14 protein-coding genes are annotated in these 17,202 nt (G+C 64.2%); 6 read left to right on the forward strand and 8 right to left on the reverse strand.

From position 1 onward, the window contains the following. Window positions 1-86 precede the first annotated feature (86 nt). The gene (locus tag K5X80_RS11470) at window positions 87-1,496 is read left to right on the forward strand and encodes a helix-turn-helix domain-containing protein (protein WP_222557866.1); all 1,410 of its coding nucleotides are present in this window, start codon (window positions 87-89) and stop codon (window positions 1,494-1,496) included. 9 nt (window positions 1,497-1,505) lie between these two features. On the opposite strand, the gene gorA is transcribed toward K5X80_RS11470, so the two are convergent. Both gorA and pgi read right to left on the reverse strand, forming a co-directional pair. Next, window positions 1,506-2,855, reverse strand: a complete 1,350-nt coding sequence (gorA, locus tag K5X80_RS11475; protein WP_222557867.1) for a glutathione-disulfide reductase — start codon at window positions 2,853-2,855, stop codon at window positions 1,506-1,508. Window positions 2,856-2,914: 59 nt separating this feature from the next. After that, a complete protein-coding gene (pgi, locus tag K5X80_RS11480) occupies window positions 2,915-4,435 on the reverse strand; it encodes a glucose-6-phosphate isomerase (RefSeq protein ID WP_222557868.1) in 1,521 nt (506 codons plus the stop codon). A 206-nt stretch (window positions 4,436-4,641) separates the two neighbouring features. Here pgi and lepB point away from each other — a divergent pair, with 206 nt between their 5' ends. The 3 genes from lepB to era are packed head-to-tail and all read left to right on the forward strand — an operon-like array spanning window position 4,642 to window position 7,057. Then, the gene (gene lepB, locus K5X80_RS11485; protein ID WP_222557869.1) at window positions 4,642-5,478 is read left to right on the forward strand and encodes a signal peptidase I; all 837 of its coding nucleotides are present in this window, start codon (window positions 4,642-4,644) and stop codon (window positions 5,476-5,478) included. Further along, window positions 5,433-6,158, forward strand: coding sequence for a ribonuclease III (rnc, locus tag K5X80_RS11490; protein ID WP_502778307.1), 726 nt, complete (start codon window positions 5,433-5,435; stop codon window positions 6,156-6,158). The genes lepB and rnc overlap by 46 nt, the downstream gene beginning before the upstream one ends. Then, window positions 6,155-7,057, forward strand: a complete 903-nt coding sequence (gene era / locus K5X80_RS11495) for a GTPase Era (RefSeq protein ID WP_222557871.1) — start codon at window positions 6,155-6,157, stop codon at window positions 7,055-7,057. The genes rnc and era overlap by 4 nt, the downstream gene beginning before the upstream one ends. Before the next feature lie 95 nt (window positions 7,058-7,152). Here the strand turns inward: era and topA are convergent, their stop codons facing one another. From topA to plsY, 4 genes are all read right to left on the reverse strand, one after another. After that, window positions 7,153-9,717, reverse strand: a complete 2,565-nt coding sequence (gene topA, locus K5X80_RS11500; RefSeq protein WP_222557872.1) for a type I DNA topoisomerase — start codon at window positions 9,715-9,717, stop codon at window positions 7,153-7,155. Between the two features lie 78 nt (window positions 9,718-9,795). After that, entirely contained in the window at window positions 9,796-10,473 is a 678-nt protein-coding gene (locus K5X80_RS11505; RefSeq protein WP_222557873.1) for a hypothetical protein, read from the reverse strand. 30 nt (window positions 10,474-10,503) lie between these two features. After that, a complete protein-coding gene (dprA, locus tag K5X80_RS11510; RefSeq protein WP_222557874.1) occupies window positions 10,504-11,592 on the reverse strand; it encodes a DNA-processing protein DprA in 1,089 nt (362 codons plus the stop codon). A 10-nt stretch (window positions 11,593-11,602) separates the two neighbouring features. Then, window positions 11,603-12,184: a glycerol-3-phosphate 1-O-acyltransferase PlsY gene (plsY, locus tag K5X80_RS11515; RefSeq protein WP_222557875.1), complete on the reverse strand. Its 582-nt coding sequence runs from the start codon at window positions 12,182-12,184 to the stop codon at window positions 11,603-11,605. 143 nt (window positions 12,185-12,327) lie between these two features. Here plsY and murI point away from each other — a divergent pair, with 143 nt between their 5' ends. Then, window positions 12,328-13,095, forward strand: coding sequence for a glutamate racemase (gene murI, locus K5X80_RS11520; protein ID WP_283249308.1), 768 nt, complete (start codon window positions 12,328-12,330; stop codon window positions 13,093-13,095). A gap of 128 nt (window positions 13,096-13,223) precedes the next feature. Next, entirely contained in the window at window positions 13,224-14,444 is a 1,221-nt protein-coding gene (gene hemA / locus K5X80_RS11525) for a 5-aminolevulinate synthase (protein ID WP_261390513.1), read from the forward strand. A gap of 15 nt (window positions 14,445-14,459) precedes the next feature. Here hemA and K5X80_RS11530 read toward each other — a convergent pair whose 3' ends face one another. Beyond that, window positions 14,460-15,155, reverse strand: a complete 696-nt coding sequence (locus K5X80_RS11530; RefSeq protein ID WP_222557878.1) for a helix-turn-helix domain-containing protein — start codon at window positions 15,153-15,155, stop codon at window positions 14,460-14,462. A gap of 716 nt (window positions 15,156-15,871) precedes the next feature. Further along, window positions 15,872-17,077 (reverse strand): type III PLP-dependent enzyme, encoded by a 1,206-nt coding sequence (locus tag K5X80_RS11535; protein WP_222557879.1) that lies wholly within the window; start codon window positions 17,075-17,077, stop codon window positions 15,872-15,874. Between the last annotated feature and the right edge of the window lie 125 nt (window positions 17,078-17,202).

A 17,202-nucleotide genomic window follows, 5' to 3' on the forward strand; every position in this document is an offset into this window, starting at 1 on the left:
CCATACTTTGCAAATTAATCTACCCCGAAACAGCCGGGATATCGATCTGGCCGCCGCCGCCCGGCCCAGCGCAGGACCCTATCGCCATGCACGGCAAACGCCGCATTTTCGCCGGACAGCAATTGCGCAGCCTGCGCCTGGCCCGCGCGCTGCGTCAGCCGGAAATGGCGGATCGGTTGGAGATCAGCGTTTCCTACCTCTCTCAATTGGAGAACGACGACCGCCCGCTGAGCAATGCCCTGCTCGAACGGCTGGCGCGGGAATTCCCGCTCGATTGGCAGGATATCGGGGCGGACAGCACGGAAAAGCGCCTTGTCGCGCTGCGTGAAGCCACGGCCGATCCGCTATTCGCCGAAGCGCTGCCCGCCGAACAGCTTGCCCGCATCGCCGAACAGCAACCGGGATTTGCCGAACGCTTCATTGCTCTGCACGAAGCCTATCGCCGCACCGGGCAACGGCTTGAAATGGTCGACGAGGCATTGGCCGCCGACAATGCCAGCGGCACCAGGTTGCCGTGGGAGGAAGTGCGCGACTGGTTCCATTTCGCCAACAATTATGTCGATCCGATCGACCGCGCCGCCGAAACGCTGGCGCAGCGCTTGCGCGACCAGGCTCTGTCTCCCACCGCCGCCGCGCTGGAACAATATCTGGCGGAGGGGTTCTCCGTATCGGTGCGCTATGACAGCGGGCGCGGGCTGCGCGAATTCGATGCGCAAATGGGGCATCTCCTGATCGATGCGGCCCAGCCCCCGGAAACCCGCCGGTTCCAGCTGGCCCACCAGCTTGCCGCGCTGGCACTGAAAGACGAGATCGCATCGGTCATCGCCCTTGCCCCCTTGCGCAGCGCGGCAGCGCGGCAGTTGCTGTTCGTCGGCCTGTGCAATTACGCCGCCAGCGCCATCGTCATGCCCTATCGCGCCTTCCGCGATGAAGCGCGGACGCTGCGCCACGATATCGACCGGCTGGCCCACGCTTTCGGCACCAGTTTCGAGCAGACCTGCCAGCGGCTCTCCACACTCCAGCGCGCCGATGCGCGCGGGGTGCCGTTCTATTTCTGCCGGGTGGACATGGCCGGCAACATCACCAAGCGCCACTCCGCCACGCGGTTGCAATTCGCCCGCTTCGGCGGCGCCTGCCCGCTGTGGATCGTGCACGAAGCGGTGGCGATCCCCGACCGCATCCTCGTCCAGCTTGCCGAAACGCCGGACGGGGTGCGCTATGTCTCGATGGCCAAAGGGCTGGTGAAGCCTTCGGGCAGCTTCGAACGCGCCCCGCGCCGCTATGCCGTGGCGCTGGGCTGCGAAGCCGCGCATGCGGATGAATTCGTCTACGCCGACGGGCTCGATCTCGCCTCCCCGCGCCGGGTGGACAGGATCGGCGTGTCCTGCCGCCTGTGTCCCCGGCCCGATTGCGACCAGCGCGCTTTTCCGCCCAGCGACCGGGCGATCCTGGTCGATCCGGATCAGCGCGGCGTCGTCCCCTACCGGATCAACTGAGCGCCCCGCTCAGCGCATCAGCACCAGTTCCTCGGCCATCGACGGGTGCAGCGCCACGGTGGCGTCGAAATCCGCCTTGGTCAGCCCGGCGCGCACCGCAATCGCCGCCGCCTGGAGGATTTCCGGCGAATCCGGCCCGATCATGTGCACGCCCAGCACCCGGTCAGTGCCGGCATCGACCACCAGCTTGTACAGCCCGCGTTCGTTCCGCCCGGCAAAAACATTCTTCATTGGGCGGAAATCCGAAGAATAGATCCGGATGTTGTTGCCATAGGCATTGCGCGCTTCGCGTTCCGTCAGCCCGACTGCGGCCAGCGGCGGCTGCGAGAAGACAGCGCTGGGGATACAATCATACGCGATTGTGCGCGGGTTGCCGCCGAACAGGCTGTCAGCCACGGCATGCCCTTCGCGGATGGCGATCGGGGTCAACTGCACCCGATCGGTGACATCGCCCACGGCATAGATGCTGTCGCAACTCGTCTTGCTGAACTCGTCGACCGGGATTTCGCCCTTGTCGCCCGGCGCGATCCCCGCGTTTTCCAGCCCCAGTCCATCGGTCTTCGGGCGGCGGCCGGTGGCCAGCAGCACGATATCGGCAGGGATGGGATCGTGCTTGCCCGCCGTGACCAGCAGCGTGCCATCGGCCTGCTTGTCCACTTTGGTGATCGGGCAGTTGAATTTGTATTCGATCCCGCGCGTCATCGTGATCTGCAACAGCCGGTCGCGCAGCGCCTCGTCATAGCTGCGCAGAATCGCGTCGCTGCGGTTGACCACGGTCACCTGGCAGCCCAGCGCATTGAAAATGCCGGCAAACTCGAGCGCGATATAGCCCGCGCCCTGAATCACCACCCGGCGGGGCAATTCCGGCAGATGGAACACCTCGTTCGACGTGATGCAGTGTTCACTGCCTTCGAAGTCCGGCACCACCGGCCACGCGCCGACGGCCACCAGAATGTAGCGCGCTGTTATCTCCCGGCCCGAGGCCAGCCGCACCGTGTTCGGCCCGGCGATGGTGGCCCGTTCGTGGAAATGCTCCACCTTGTTGGTATCGAGCGTCGCGGTATAGGCCGCTTCGATCCGCTCGACATCGCGCAGGACGGTGTCCCGCAAAGTCGGCCAATCGAATTTCGGCGTGCCCAGCGACCAGCCGTACCGCTCGGCATCCTGCAGTTCCTCGGCAAAGTGCGAACCGTACACCAGCAGCTTCTTGGGCACGCAGCCCCGGATCACGCAGGTCCCGCCGATGCGATGTTCTTCGGCCACGGCCACTTTCGCCCCGTGCGATGCCGCGACGCGGCTGGCGCGCACGCCGCCGGACCCTGCACCGATTACGAAAAGGTCGAAGTCGAATTCGCTCATGCCACTGCTCCTTTGTGGGGCAGCGATATGGGCGGCAAGGAAGGGCTTGCCAACTCTTTTCAGGCCAGTCCCGCCGCCTCCAGCAGCGCCTGGGTGCTGGCATCGAAGCGCGTGCCGCCCTGTTCGATCTTGTGGGCGATGTCCTTGCCCAGTTCCACGCCGAACTGATCGAACGGATTGATGCCCATCAGCACCGCGTTGGCGAACGTGCGATGTTCGTGAAACGCGATCAGCGCGCCCAACGCCGCCGCGTCGAGATCGTCGCACAGGATCGTCGTCGTCGGCCGGTCGCCCGGATAGGCCCGCGCCGGGTCCCGGCTGTCCTGCCCGGCCATCAGCGCCGCCCCTTGCGCGAAGCAGTTCATCAGCAGCATCCGGTGATGCATGGGATCGAGCTGATCGCCCGGCGCGATGCTGGCGATGAATTCCACCGGCACCAGATGCGTGCCCTGATGGAGCAACTGGAACACCGCGTGCTGCGCATCGGTGCCCACACCGCCCCAGGTGATCGGCGCGGTCGGGCCGGTCACCGGCTGCCCGTCGGTCATCACCCGCTTGCCGTTCGATTCCATTTCCAGTTGCTGGAGATAGGCTGGCAACAGCGCCAGCCGCTCGTCATAAGCGAAGCAGGCCCGCGTCTGGCAATCGCGCAACCGGGCATAGTAGAGATCGGCAAACGCGGCGCGCAGCGGCAGATTGTCCCGGCCATCGGTATCGCGGAAATGTTCGTCCACCACCCGCGCCCCTTCGAGCATCGACACGAATTCGTCCCAGCCCATGGCCAGCGCGATCGGGAAGCCGATGGACGTCCACACCGAATAGCGCCCGCCCACGGTTTCGGGGAACGGCAGGATGCGGGTTTCGTCCACCCCCCAGTCCACCGCCGCTTCGGGGTTTGCGGTCAGGGCGATCACGCGCCCACCGGGATCGTCCACGCCGTTCTGTTCGAACCAGCGCAGCACGCTTTGCGCGTTGGTCATCGTTTCGACAGTGGAGAACGTCTTGGACGCGACGGCCAGCAGCGTCGTGGCCGGATCGCACGCCGCGAACGCACGCTCCAGCGCGCAGCCATCGATGTTGGAAACCACGTGCACATCGACCAGCGCCAGATCATGGCCCAGCGCATCCACCGCCAGCGCGGGCCCCAGCGCCGATCCGCCGATCCCGACATGGATCAGATGGCGCACTTCGCCCAACGCCCCCTGATGGATCGCCTCGACCAGCAGACGCATGCGGTGATGCAGCGCGAAAGCTTCCTCCACGCTGGTGTCCCTGCCGATGCCGCGCTGCGCGGTGTGTTCGGCCGCGCGCCCTTCGCTGGGGTTGACCACGGCGCCCGTCAGCAGCTTGTCGCGCGCTTCGGCAAAGCCCGCCGCTTCGGCCAGCGCTTCGAAATCGCCGAGCAGACTGTCGGTCAGATGAGTCTTCGACCAGTCGAACAGGATGCCGCCCTGCCCCTCTCCCAATTCGATCCGGCCGGCCAGCTTGGCCACCCGATCGGGATCGGTGAACAACTCCATCAGGGCCGGAGCCGGATGCTGGCCCAGCTTGTCCCAGGCCGCCGCGATCCTGTCTCCCATCGAATTCCCTTTCCTACTACATGGCGCAGGCGGTATGGCACCGCCATGCACAATCATGAACCCAGACTAGCCCGGCCCGGCCGTGCAGGCAAAGCACGGTTGTGCAACTGCGAAACGGTTCCGGAAGTTCCCATCATGAACCGTGTCAACTGTGTCAACTTGCACCGCACTTGACGAACGGAGCCCTGCCCAACATGGACGCGAGCATGGATCAAGCCTCTCCCGAACAGTTGCCCGAGACCAACGCTCAGGCCGCCGCAAAACCGGAAAAGAAGGAGGATAACTTCTTCGTTTTCCTGCTCAAGCTGGTGGCTATCGTCCTCATTTTCCGCAGCTTCGTGTTCTCGCCTTTCACCATTCCCAGTGAAAGCATGCTGCCGCGGCTGGTCAATGGCGACTATCTGCTCGCTTCCAAATGGTCCTACGGCTTTTCGAAATATTCGCTGCCGCTTAATATTCCCTTGATTCCGGGCCGGGTTTTCGCGAGCCAACCGAAACGGGGCGATATCGCCATTTTCAAAGCCCCGCCGCTGAACGATATCGACTATATCAAGCGGGTGATCGGCTTGCCGGGCGATCAGGTGCAGATGCGCGGCGGCGTTCTCTATCTCAACGGCAAGGCGGTGAAGAAGGAGAAGGTTTCCGACTTCGTCGTTGCGCAGAGCCCGAACACCGATTGCGCCGCCGCCAGCTTCGCCGCCATCGAAAACGGCCAGGCCGTCTGCCGCTATCCCCGGTTCCGTGAAACGCTGCCTAACGGGCGCAGCTATTACGTGCTCGATCTCGGCCAGACGCCGCAGGACGATACCGCCCCCGTGGTGGTGCCCGAAGGCCACCTGTTCATGATGGGGGACAATCGCGACAATTCGCTCGACAGCCGCTTCCCCGCACAAGCCGGTGCGGGCATCGGGCTCGTTCCGGAAAAGAACCTCGTGGGCAAGGCGACGATCATCATGTGGTCGACCGACGGCTCCGCCGCATGGCTCGCCCCCTGGACATGGTTCACCGCCGCCCGGTGGGACCGTATCGGGGGCACCTTTTGACCGCGCCGGAAGAACTTTCGCAGGACACCCGGCGGTTTCTCACCGGGCTGGGGTTGGAAACGGACGGTCATGAGGCGCTATGGCTCGAAGCGCTGACGCACGGCAGCCTCGGCGCGCCGCGCAATTACGAACGGCTCGAATTCCTCGGTGACCGGGTGCTGGGGCTCATTATCGCCGACTGGCTTTATGAGCAGAGCGATCAGGCAGAAGGCAAGCTGTCCCAGCGGCTCAACGCACTGGTCAGCCGGGAAATGTGCGCCCGGCAGGCGCGGGCCATCGGCCTGCCGCCGCATATCCGCCTCGGCAAGCAGGCGCGTGAGGATGGCGGGGCCGACAGCGACAATATCCTGGGCGATGTGATGGAGGCGCTGCTGGGCGTCAGCTTCCTCACGCGCGGGTTCGAACCCACACGCGCGCTGGTGCGCACGATCTGGTCCGATGCGATGTCGGGCCGCGCGGGCCATGCCAAGCATCCCAAGAGCGCGCTGCAGGAATGGGCGGCGGGCAACCGGCGGAAAGTGCCGGAATACGAAGTCGTCGAACGGTCCGGGCCGGACCATGCGGCGGTTTTCACCGTCAGAGTATCGATCAAGGGTGTCGGCGAGGCGGAAGCCAGCGGCACCAGCAAGCAGGAAGCGGAAAAGCGCGCCGCGGCCGCATTCATGGAGAAATTCGGATGACAATGGAAAATGCACGCTGCGGCGTCGTCGCGGTGATCGGCGCGCCCAATGCGGGCAAGTCCACTCTCGTCAACGCTCTTGTCGGGCAGAAAGTCGCAATCACCAGCGCCAAGGCGCAGACCACGCGGGCGCGCCTGCTGGGTATAGCGCTTCAGGACAACGTGCAGATCATCCTGGCGGACACGCCGGGCATCTTCGCGCCCCGCCGCAGGCTCGACCGGGCAATGGTCAACGCGGCGTGGGAAGGCGCGCATGCCGCCGATGCGATCCTGCTGGTGGTCGACCCCATCAAGCAGCGGCGGCACGAACTGGCGCCGCTGCTGGAAACGCTGGCCGAGCGGCCCGAACGCAAGCTGCTCTGCCTCAACAAGGTGGATATCTCGAAGAAGGAACCGCTGCTGGCGCTGGCGCAGGAACTGGTCGGCACAGTCCCGTTCGATGAAGTGTTCTTCGTTTCCGCTCTCACCGGCGACGGCGTGGCCGAACTCAAGACGCATCTGGCCGGTCTGATGCCCGAAGGGCCGTGGCACTATCCCGAAGATCAGGTGTCCGATGCCAGCGAACGCCTGCTGGCGGCCGAAATCACCCGCGAACAGCTTTACCGCCAGTTGCACGAAGAATTGCCCTACGATTCCGCCGTCCGGCCCGAAAGCTATCGCACGCGGCCTGACGGCAGCCTTGAAATTCACCAGCAGATCGTCGTCGGCCGGGAAAGCCAGCGCCCCATTGTGCTGGGCAAGCAGGGCAGCCGGATCAAGGCCATCGGCGAGGCCGCGCGCAAGGAACTGGCCGAACAGCTCGGCGTCAAAGTCCACCTGTTCCTGCACGTGAAAGTGGATGAAAAATGGGCCGAAAATCGCGAGATTTTCGAGGAAATGGGCCTCGACTGGGTGAAGTAACGGCCGCGCTTCGGCTGCGCTGCCCAGTCCGATAAACCACACATGGCCCCGCCGGGGCTGTCGGGCCACATTCCCCCGACAGCCCCGGTGCGGCGTTATTCAGCCTTGGCGGCGGCCTTCTTTTTGGCGGGCGCTTTCTTGGCAGCGGCTTTCTTGGCCGGAGCCTTCTTCGCCGCCGGTTTCTTCGCCGCCTTCTTCTTTGCCGGGCCCTTGGCCGCGCGGACATCGATCAGTTCGATCGCCTGCTGCTCGGTCACATCCTCGGGCTTCACGTCCTTGGGCAGCGTGGCGTTGGTCGTGCCATCGGTGACATAGGGGCCATAGCGGCCCGGCAGCACCTTGATCTCCCCGCCGCTGGTGGGATGCGCGCCCAGGGTCTTGATCGGTTCGGCCTTGGCCCGCGCGCCGCCGCCCTTGCGGTTGGCCGCTTCCGCCAGCAACGCCACCGCCGCGTTCATCCCCGTTTCGAAGACATCGCGGGTGCCGCCAAGGCGCGCATACTTGCCATCGTGCGCCAGATAGGGGCCATAGCGCCCGATGCTGGCCGTGATCATGTTGCCGCTTTCGGGATGCGTGCCCACTTCACGCGGAAGGCTGAGTAGCTTCAACGCCCATTCGAGATCGAATTCCGGCAGATCCTTGGGGATCGAAGCGCGCTTCGCCTCCTTCCCTTCGCCCAGTTCGACATAGGGGCCGAAGCGCCCGCTCTTGCGCACGACATCCAGCCCGGTGGCCGGATCCTGGCCCATCACGCCGTCGTCCTCGCTGCCACCGGCGCTATCCCCACCGGGCTGCGCGAAACGGCGGGTGTACTTGCATTCCGGATAGTTGGAGCAAGCCACGAACGCGCCATAGCGGCCGCCGCGCAATGCCAGCCTGCCGCTGCCGCATTGCGGGCATTGCCGCGGATCGGCGCCGTCTTCCTTCGGCGGGAAAAGGTAATCGGACAGGAACTCGTCCAGCACTTCGGTCACTTCCGAAGGCTTGCGTTCCATCACTTCGTCGGACTTCGGCTTGAAGTCGCGCCAGAAGGCGGCGAGCACTTCCTTCCACGCCGCGCGGCCGCCGGACACATCGTCCAGTTCGTCCTCCATCCCGGCGGTGAATTCATACGCGACATAACGCGGAAAGAACCGTTCGAGGAACGCCGTCAGCAGGCGGCCCGATTCCTCGGCGAAGAAGCGGTTCTTCTCCGTTCGCACATAATTGCGGTCCTTGAGCACCTGGATCGTCGAAGCGTAAGTCGACGGGCGCCCGATGCCCAATTCTTCCAGCCGCTTGACGAGGCTCGCTTCGGAAAACCGCGGCGGCGGCTGAGTGAAGTGCTGCGTCGCCTCGACCGCTTTTTTCGCCGGGCAATCGCCCTTGTGCATCAGCGGCAGCAGGCCCTCCGCGTCCTCGTCGTCCTTCTGGTCGAAGCTTTCTTCATAAACGGCGAGGAAACCGGGGAATTTCACCACTTGCCCGGTGGCGCGCAATTCGTTCCGCCCGGTCGCGTCGCGCAGAGTGATCGTGGTGCGTTCGAGGCTGGCGGACGCCATCTGGCTCGCCATCGCGCGTTTGAAGATCAGATCGTAAAGCTTCGCTTCGTCACCGGAACCCGCGCGGTCGCGGGTAAAATCGGTCGGGCGGATGGCTTCGTGCGCTTCCTGCGCGTTCTTCGCCTTGGTCTGATAAATGCGCGGCTTTTCGGGTAGGTAGTGGCCCGAATAACGGTCGCTGATCGCCTTGCGCGCGGCGGAAATGGCGCTGCCGTCCATCTGCACGCCATCGGTACGCATATAGGTGATCGCACCCGCTTCGTAGAGATTCTGCGCCAGACGCATCGTGTGGCTGGCCGAATAGCCCAGCTTGCGCGCGGCTTCCTGTTGCAGCGTCGACGTGGTGAACGGCGGCGCGGGATTGCGCTTCAGCGGCTTGGTTTCGATATCCTCGACCGTGAAACGGCCCGCTTCCACCGCGGCCTTGGCCCGCAGCGCGATGCCTTCATCGCCGAGCGAAAGCTTGTCGAGCTTTTCCCCTTCGAAGCGGACGAGGCGGGTGCGGAACTCCGTCCCGTCATGCTCCATCAGCGCACCGACCTGCCAGTATTCCTGCGGCCGGAAAGCTTCGATTTCCCGCTCACGATCGACGATCAGGCGCAATGCGACGGATTGCACGCGCCCCGCGCTCTTGGCGCCGGGCAGCTTGCGCCACAGCACCGGTGAAAGCGTGAAGCCGAACAGATAGTCCAGCGCACGGCGGGCGAGATAGGCATCGATCAGATCGCGATCGAGATCGCGCGGATGCCGCATCGCCTCGGTCACGGCCTGCTTGGTGATGGCGTTGAATGTCACCCGCTCCACCGATTTGGGCAGCGCCTTGCGCTTCGCCAGCAAATCCTGAACGTGCCAGCTGATCGCTTCGCCTTCGCGATCAGGGTCGGTGGCGAGAATCAGACGGTCGGCCTTTTTCGCCGCATCGGTAATTTCCTTCACCCGCGACTGTTTGTCGCGATAGGTTTCCCAATCCATCGCAAAGTCTTCATCCGGGCGCACCGAGCCGTCTTTCGGCGGCAGATCGCGGACGTGACCGTAGGAGGCGAGAACCTTGAAGTCCTTGCCGAGGTACTTTTCGATGGTCTTCGCCTTGGCCGGCGATTCGACGATAACAAGTTGCATTGCGATGTTCGGATGCCCTTACGCGTATATGTGCGCACGAAAGTGGTGGCGGGGATAGGGGTTCGTCAAGCGTCGGCGTCAACCGAACACGTCCGATAACGCATTCCTCTCGTCCTTCAACAGGGCATAAGCGGCAATGCCGTAGGCAGACCACCCCGCGGTGGAGGCGTAGATCGCCAGGTTGGCCACGATCAGCCACACGCTGTCAGGCACGGCATAGCCCATGTCGACCATGACATAGGAACCGCCCGCCAGCGCCAGCAGGAAGAACGGCATCATGCTGCCCGCCAGCAGAACCCAGAAATGGCCTCTGGTCCTGTTCCAGCTCGACGACAGGGACTGCGACACCCCTTCCCCATCGCCCAGAAGGAAGCCGAACGCGGGCAACCAGCGGATCAGCAGGACGACACCGGGCACGATCAGCAGGAGAAACCCCACGACGGTTCCCAGCCCGGTGACGATGCACAAGCCGAAATAGGCACCGAAGCTCCTGCCCGCGGTGATGCTGCTCAACCCCGATTTGTCGAGCATGGCGCGGCACAGGGCGAAACCGGCCACCAACCCGGCCGCATTGAGCGCGATCATCCCGCCGCCCGATTCCCCCTGGTTCGACAGATCGAGCGCGCTGCCCAGCAGCGTCATGCCCACGATAAAGATCGCGCAGGGCACGGCCGCTGCGCGGACGATCGTCTGCATGGTGGCGAACAGGGCCTGCACGCGCAATGGAACACTGCTCTGCGGATCAAACATGGGCATTCTGGAAACCTCGCATGGAATACCCCTGTTTCATCCGGAAAGGCTGACCCGTCCGCCCGCATGGCGGACAAGGCGCCCGGCAATTTCGAGTTCCAGCAACGCCAGTTGCACCGCCGATGCCCCTTCCCCGCTTTGCCGGATCAATTCATCCACCGCGACCGGCGCGGGGGAAAGCAAGGCCGCGATATCCGCCGCTTCCTCCGCCATGTCCGCGCTCGCATCGAAAAAGGCCGGTGCGGCTTCGCGAACCTGCGAGCGCGGATGCCCGTCGAAACCGGAAACCAGTTCGATCACATCATCCACCGATTGCACCAGCACCGCGCCTTCGCGGATCAACTGGTTGCACCCGTGCGCACGCGGTTCCAGCGGGGAGCCGGGGACGGCCATAACTTCGCGCCCCGCTTCTCCCGCCAGACGGGCGGTGATCAGCGAGCCCGATCTGGGCGCGGCTTCCACCACCAGCGTTCCGGCGGCAAGGCCCGCGATAATGCGGTTGCGGCTGGGGAAATGGCTGCCGCGCGGTTCGGTGCCGGGCGGTTGTTCGGCAATCAGGAAGCCCTCTTCGGCGATCTGATCCTGCAACTGGGCGTGTTGCGGCGGATAGGCAATATCGATCCCGCTGGCGATCACGCCGATGGTGACGGGCAAACTGCCGCGATGCGCCGCCCCGTCGATCCCCCGGGCGAGGCCCGAAGCGACCGTGACGCCCGCTTCCTTCAATCCGGCCGCGAAATCGCCGGCCAGCTTGATCGCGGCGGCCGAAGCATTGCGTGCGCCGACAATCGCCACCACCGTCCCGCTGGCCAGCCCGGCGTCGCCGCGCACTGTCAGAATCGGCGGGGCGCTGTCGATCTGTGATAGCAGTGCCGGATAATCGGCGGAATCATGAAACAGATAGCGCGCGCCAGCTTTGCGCACGGCGGTAATTTCCTCCTCGATCCGGGCGGCAGGAGCTGCCCGGTAAGGCCGCCCGCCACGCGCGGCGAGATCAGGCAGAACGTCCAGCGCCGCCACCGCCGAACCCCAGCGCCGCAGGAGCTGGGCATAGCTGATCGGCCCGATATGGGGCGACCGCAACAGGCGGATGCGGGCGAAAGCTTCCTGCTGCGTCAACGCCATCCCGCCCGCCTTATCCGCGCTTGCCCACACGCGGTTCGGTGCCGTTACGCAGCCGCGCGATATTCGCCCGGTGGAGGAACACCACCAGCGCCGCGATAGCCGCCAGCCACGGTACGATCGCGATCCGCCCCAGCGCGGACGCGGCCAGCGGCAGGACAACCGCCGCGGATATGCCCGCAAGCGAGGAAATCCGGGTCAGCGCCAGCGTGCCCAGCCAGACCAGAGCATAGGCAAGCCCGATCGGCCAGCCGAGGCCGAAAGCGATCCCCGCCGTCGTCGCCACGCCCTTGCCGCCACGAAACTTCAGCCACACCGGGAAACAGTGCCCGATCACCGCCGCCAAGGCGGCCAATCCTTCGGTTCCGGGGAAGAAATACCCAGCGGCCCACACCGCCGCCAATCCCTTGATCAGATCGAGCAACAAAGTCGCCGCAGCCAGACCCTTGCGCCCGGTGCGCAGGACATTGGTCGCCCCGATATTGCCCGATCCGATACTGCGCAGGTCCTCCGTCCCGGCAAGCCGGGTCAGCAACAGACCGAAGGGGATGGAGCCCAGCACATAGGCGATCAGGAATGCGGCGAACCAGTTCATGCATCGTTCCTTATCCCGGCCCACGCAATTGGCGAAGCCCCGTCTTTTCTTTTTTGCATCCGGCACGATAGAAGGGGGCGACGCACCGTCCATCCGAAAGAATCCCCTTGAACGCCCACACCGATCCCGCAGCGCCGATCCTGATGTTCGATTCGGGCGTTGGCGGGCTATCCGTGCTCGCCGAACTGCGCGCGCTGCTGCCCGAAGCTCCGGTGATCTATGCGGCGGACAATGCCGGGCTCCCCTATGGCACGAAGACCGAGGCGGAAATTGCCGCGCGCGTCGCCGGGCTGCTCGGCCGGATGACCGAACGCTTCCGCCCGCGCCTTGCCTGCATCGCCTGCAACACCGCCTCGACCATTGCGCTGAGCGTGGTGCGCGACGTGCTCCACGTACCGATTGTCGGCACGGTCCCCGCGATAAAGCCAGCCGCCGCAGCGACGCGGACGGGCGTGATCGGCCTGCTCGGCACGGCGGCGACGATCCGGCAGGGTTATGTCGACAATCTCGAACACGAATTCGCCCAGGGCAAAACGCTGATCCGCCACGCCGCCCCCGGCCTGGTGGCAGCGGCGGAAGCGAAACTGCACGGCCGGCCGGTCGATCCGGCGCTGATTGCCGAAGCGGTCCGGGGGCTGCGCAGCCATCCTGCTGGCGAACGGATCGACACGGTGGTGCTGGCCTGCACCCATTTCCCGCTGGTGCGCGATGAACTGGCCGCAGTGCTGGGCCCCGAGGTCGGCTTTGTCGACGGGGCCGCAGGTATCGCCCGGCGGATCGCTTCGCTCACCCAGGGCCAGCAATTCGCCCGGACAAGGCCGGATTATGCCGTTTTCACCGGGGGGCCGCTGGACGGCCAACTGCTGCCCGCCTTGGCCCGCTATGGGCTCGAACGGGCGGAACTGTTTTGATAACAGGGACAAAGCGCAAAGTGGGCGTTTTGTCCTACCGCCAATCTGCGCTGGTATTTGTCTATACCATCGGGTAAATGCCCGGCCAAACAACAGCGTTGATAGCGCGCAGGATACGGGCAGGTCCGTTGAATTACGAACACATTTTCGACCAGGCGATTGAACGGCTCCACTCGGAGGGGCGCTATCGGGTGTTCATCGATATTCTGCGGAACAAGGGCGCCTACCCCAATGCGCGCTGCTTCCACGGCCACAACGGGCCCAAGCCGATCACCGTCTGGTGCTCCAACGATTATCTTTCCATGGGGCAGCATCCCAAAGTGATCGCCGCGATGGAAGAAGCGCTACACAATGTCGGCGCGGGTTCCGGCGGCACGCGCAATATCGGCGGCAACACCCACTACCATATCGAGCTGGAACACGAACTGGCCGATCTGCACGGCAAGCAATCCGCCCTCCTGTTCACCAGCGGCTATGTCTCGAACGACGCCACGCTTTCGACGCTGGCCAAGCTGTTGCCCGGCTGCGTGATCTTTTCCGACGAACTGAACCACGCCAGCATGATTGCCGGCATCCTCAATTCGGGCTGTGAAAAGCGTGTCTGGCGGCACAACGACGTCGCCCATCTGGAAGAACTGCTGGCCGCCGAAGATCCCGATGTGCCGAAGCTGATCGCCTTCGAAAGCGTCTATTCGATGGATGCCGATGTCGCGCCGATCCATGCGATCTGCGATCTCGCCGAAAAGTACAACGCGCTGACCTATATCGACGAAGTGCACGCCGTGGGCATGTATGGCCCGCGCGGCGGCGGCATTTCGGAACGTGACGACGCGGCCCACCGGATCGACATCATCGAAGGCACGCTGGGCAAGGCGTTCGGCGTGATGGGCGGCTATATCGCGGCCGATTCCAAGATCATCGACTGCATCCGCAGCTATGCCCCCGGCTTCATTTTCACCACGTCGCTGAGCCCGGTGCTGGTGGCCGGCGTGCTGGCCGCCGTGAAGCATCTCAAAAGTTCGAGCGTGGAACGCGAAGGCCAGCAGGCCGCCGCCGAAATGCTCAAGCGCATGTTCGCCGAAGCCGGGCTGCCGGTGATGAATTCGACCACGCATATCGTCCCGCTCAAAGTCGGCGATCCGGTGCGGGCCAAGAAGATCAGCGACATTCTGCTGGCCGAATACGGCGTCTATGTGCAGCCGATCAATTTCCCGACTGTGCCGCGCGGCACCGAACGCCTGCGCTTCACGCCCGGGCCGACGCATTCGGAAGAGATGATGCGCGAACTGACCAGCGCCCTGCTCGAAATCTGGGATCGCCTCGATCTCGAACTCAAGCAGGCTGCCTGAGCGCCATCGGCGCGATCAAAGCTCGATCATGATCCGGACATTTTCGACGCCGGTGCCGAAAGCGGCGGCGATCTGTTCCCGGCTGCGCGCCAGCATATCGCCCATGCCCTGAATGTTGGGCTTGGCCAGCAAGGCCGCGCGGTCCACGCCCAGCACTTTCGCCAGCGCATCGAGGCGGCTTTCCACCGGCCGCGCCCGCCCTTGCTCCCACGCCCAGACCGTGGGCTTGCTGACCCCGACCGCTTCGGCCACCTGTGCCTGCGTCAGCTTGCGCCCCTTGCGCAGGCGCTGCAGCCGCAGGCCGAAGGATTCGCTGCTGTCCGCCGGTTTCACGGCCGAAACAGCCGCCCCGCTGCTTTCCGCAGGGGCCGCCATATTGGTGTTGGCAACCGCGCTGCTCAATTCGGCCATCATCAATGTCGCGGGCGCAAGCGGGCTATCGAACTGGCAGCCGTACAGCGGCTCGCTGGCCCAGACCACTTTCGCGGAGGTCATCCCCGCATGCGGAAGATCGATGGCGATGGCTTCCCCCGCTTCGAGCGGGCTTTCGCTTTCCAGCAGCAGCCCGGTCACGGAAATGTTGTGGATGTAAACCGCCGTATCGCCCCCATCCGGCAGAAAGCCCTGCACTTCCAGAAACAGCGTACGGCGCGGGGCGCGCGCTGTGCCCGGTTCGGGCGCCGATTTCCGAAAATGGGCCGCAATCGTCATGGTCGAACTCTCCTTGGCAAAGGCCACTGTGGATCGGAGTGGTTAAAGCGAGGTTAGGATCACCCCTGCAACATGTGTACAGCCGTCCGTGCGATCACGGCGCAACGGCGGCAATGGCCTTCGACCAGTTGACACAGAATGGCCCGAAAGTGCGCGCGGGCCGCACACCCTGTTATGCCCGTCCAACTTGGCGGCAAGCTGTAGACCCGCACCCAACTTTCTGAAAAATAGTATTATTCTTTGAGAAAAGGTGAAGCAAGACCTGCCGAGTACGGAGCCACGCCGCACAGAGTGTGTGACTTTCCGCGCCGGTATCATGATACCGGAACAGCAGTGCGCAATGGCAAGGCATGCTGCGGAAAGAAAGTGAATGAGCGGGATGTCTGCGCTGTGTCATCGCACAGGATAAGCCACGTTTCGCGCGTGTAGGAAAGGTCTGTCGCGTGGCCCCGAGATGCGTTTGCAAGCGATAGAACCTCAACAAGAAGGCGATTGTATCGTTTGCCAATACTCCGCCCGCTCGGCCTGAGCTTGTCGAAGGCCACGCGCCAAAAGTATGGTCGGGCGCTTTCCAGAGTAGGAGGCTGCTGTTGTGTGCGGCCTTCGACAAGCTCAGGCCGAGCGGATTTTGGGGGGATTTGTAAAAGTTACAATCCCCAACAAGAAAGGCCCCGCAACCGGTGCGGGGCCTTCATGATTTGCGATGAGGCGCGTTCTTAGCGCAGGCTCACGACATTGTCGCTCTGGCGCGGATCGGCGCGGTCGCCGCGGTAGAGGCTGGCCATTGGCTCGTCCGCCACGCGTACGGCTTCGCCCCGGCCGAAGCCGTTGAACGCGGTGCGCATCGCGCAGCCATAAGCGCCGAGCATGCCGATCTCGATATAATCGCCAGCCGCCATGTCGCCGGGCAGAACGAACGGGCCCTCCATGAAGTCCGCATCGTCGCAAGTCGGGCCGTAGAAGGAGAATTCCTCCTCCGCCCCCGCACGCCCGCTGTTGAGCGCCCGCACTGGGAAACGCCATGCGACATGCGCCGCATCGAACAGCGCGCCATAAGCGCCGTCGTTGATATACAGCTCGTCGCCCCGGCGCTTCTCGACCTTGACGATCAGCGAGCTGTATTCGGCGCACAGGGCTCGGCCCGGTTCGCACCACAGTTCGGCGTTGTAGGCAATCGGCAGCGCTTCGAAGTGGCGATGGATGATCGCGAAATAGTCTTCGAGCGGCGGCGGTTCCATCCCCGGATAGACCGACGGGAACCCGCCCCCGACATCGACGATATCGACAGTCACCGCAGCCTGGGCAATGGCGGCACGCACCCGGTCCAGCGCCTGGACATAGGCGAACGGGGTCATCGCCTGGCTGCCGACATGGAAGCACACGCCCAGCCAGTCGGCCACCTGACGCGTTGCCTGCAACAGCGGCGCGGCATCGGCCAGATCGACTCCGAACTTGGAAGCGAGGCTCAGTTCCGAATAGTCGGACGACACGCGCAGGCGCACGCACAGGCGCAGATCGGCGGCGGCGTTGCCGTCGGCATCCCGGGTCGCATCGACGATCTTGTTCAGTTCGTCCAACGTATCGAGGCTGAAAGTCCGCACGCCGTGTTCGAAGTACGCTTCGCGGATCGCGCTCGCCGTTTTGACCGGGTGCATGAAGCACAGCGTCGCTTCGGGCAGAAGCCCGCGCACCATGCGCACTTCGGCAATCGAGGCGACATCGAAATGCGTGATCCCCGACGCCCACAGGATCTCGATCAGATCGGGCGAGGGATTGGCTTTCACCGCATAAAGCGACTTGCCCGGAAACTTCTCGGCAAAGAAGCGTCCGGCGCGCGCCGCAGCGTGCGGGCGGTTGAGAATAACAGGTTCGTCCGGAGCGAGGTCGCGGACTACAGCCGGTGCATCAGGATAGATGTACAACTCAAGGGACCCCCATAACGGTTAGTTAGACAAGAAGCTGCCTTGCGGTTTGGAAGTCCCCTTGGGGCAGCGGGGGGTCGCTATAATCCAGCGTGCATGAACTTCAAGTGAAAACGCACCCCTGT

The organism is Caenibius sp. WL (assembly GCF_019803445.1).
In the GTDB taxonomy this organism is placed as follows: domain Bacteria; phylum Pseudomonadota; class Alphaproteobacteria; order Sphingomonadales; family Sphingomonadaceae; genus Caenibius.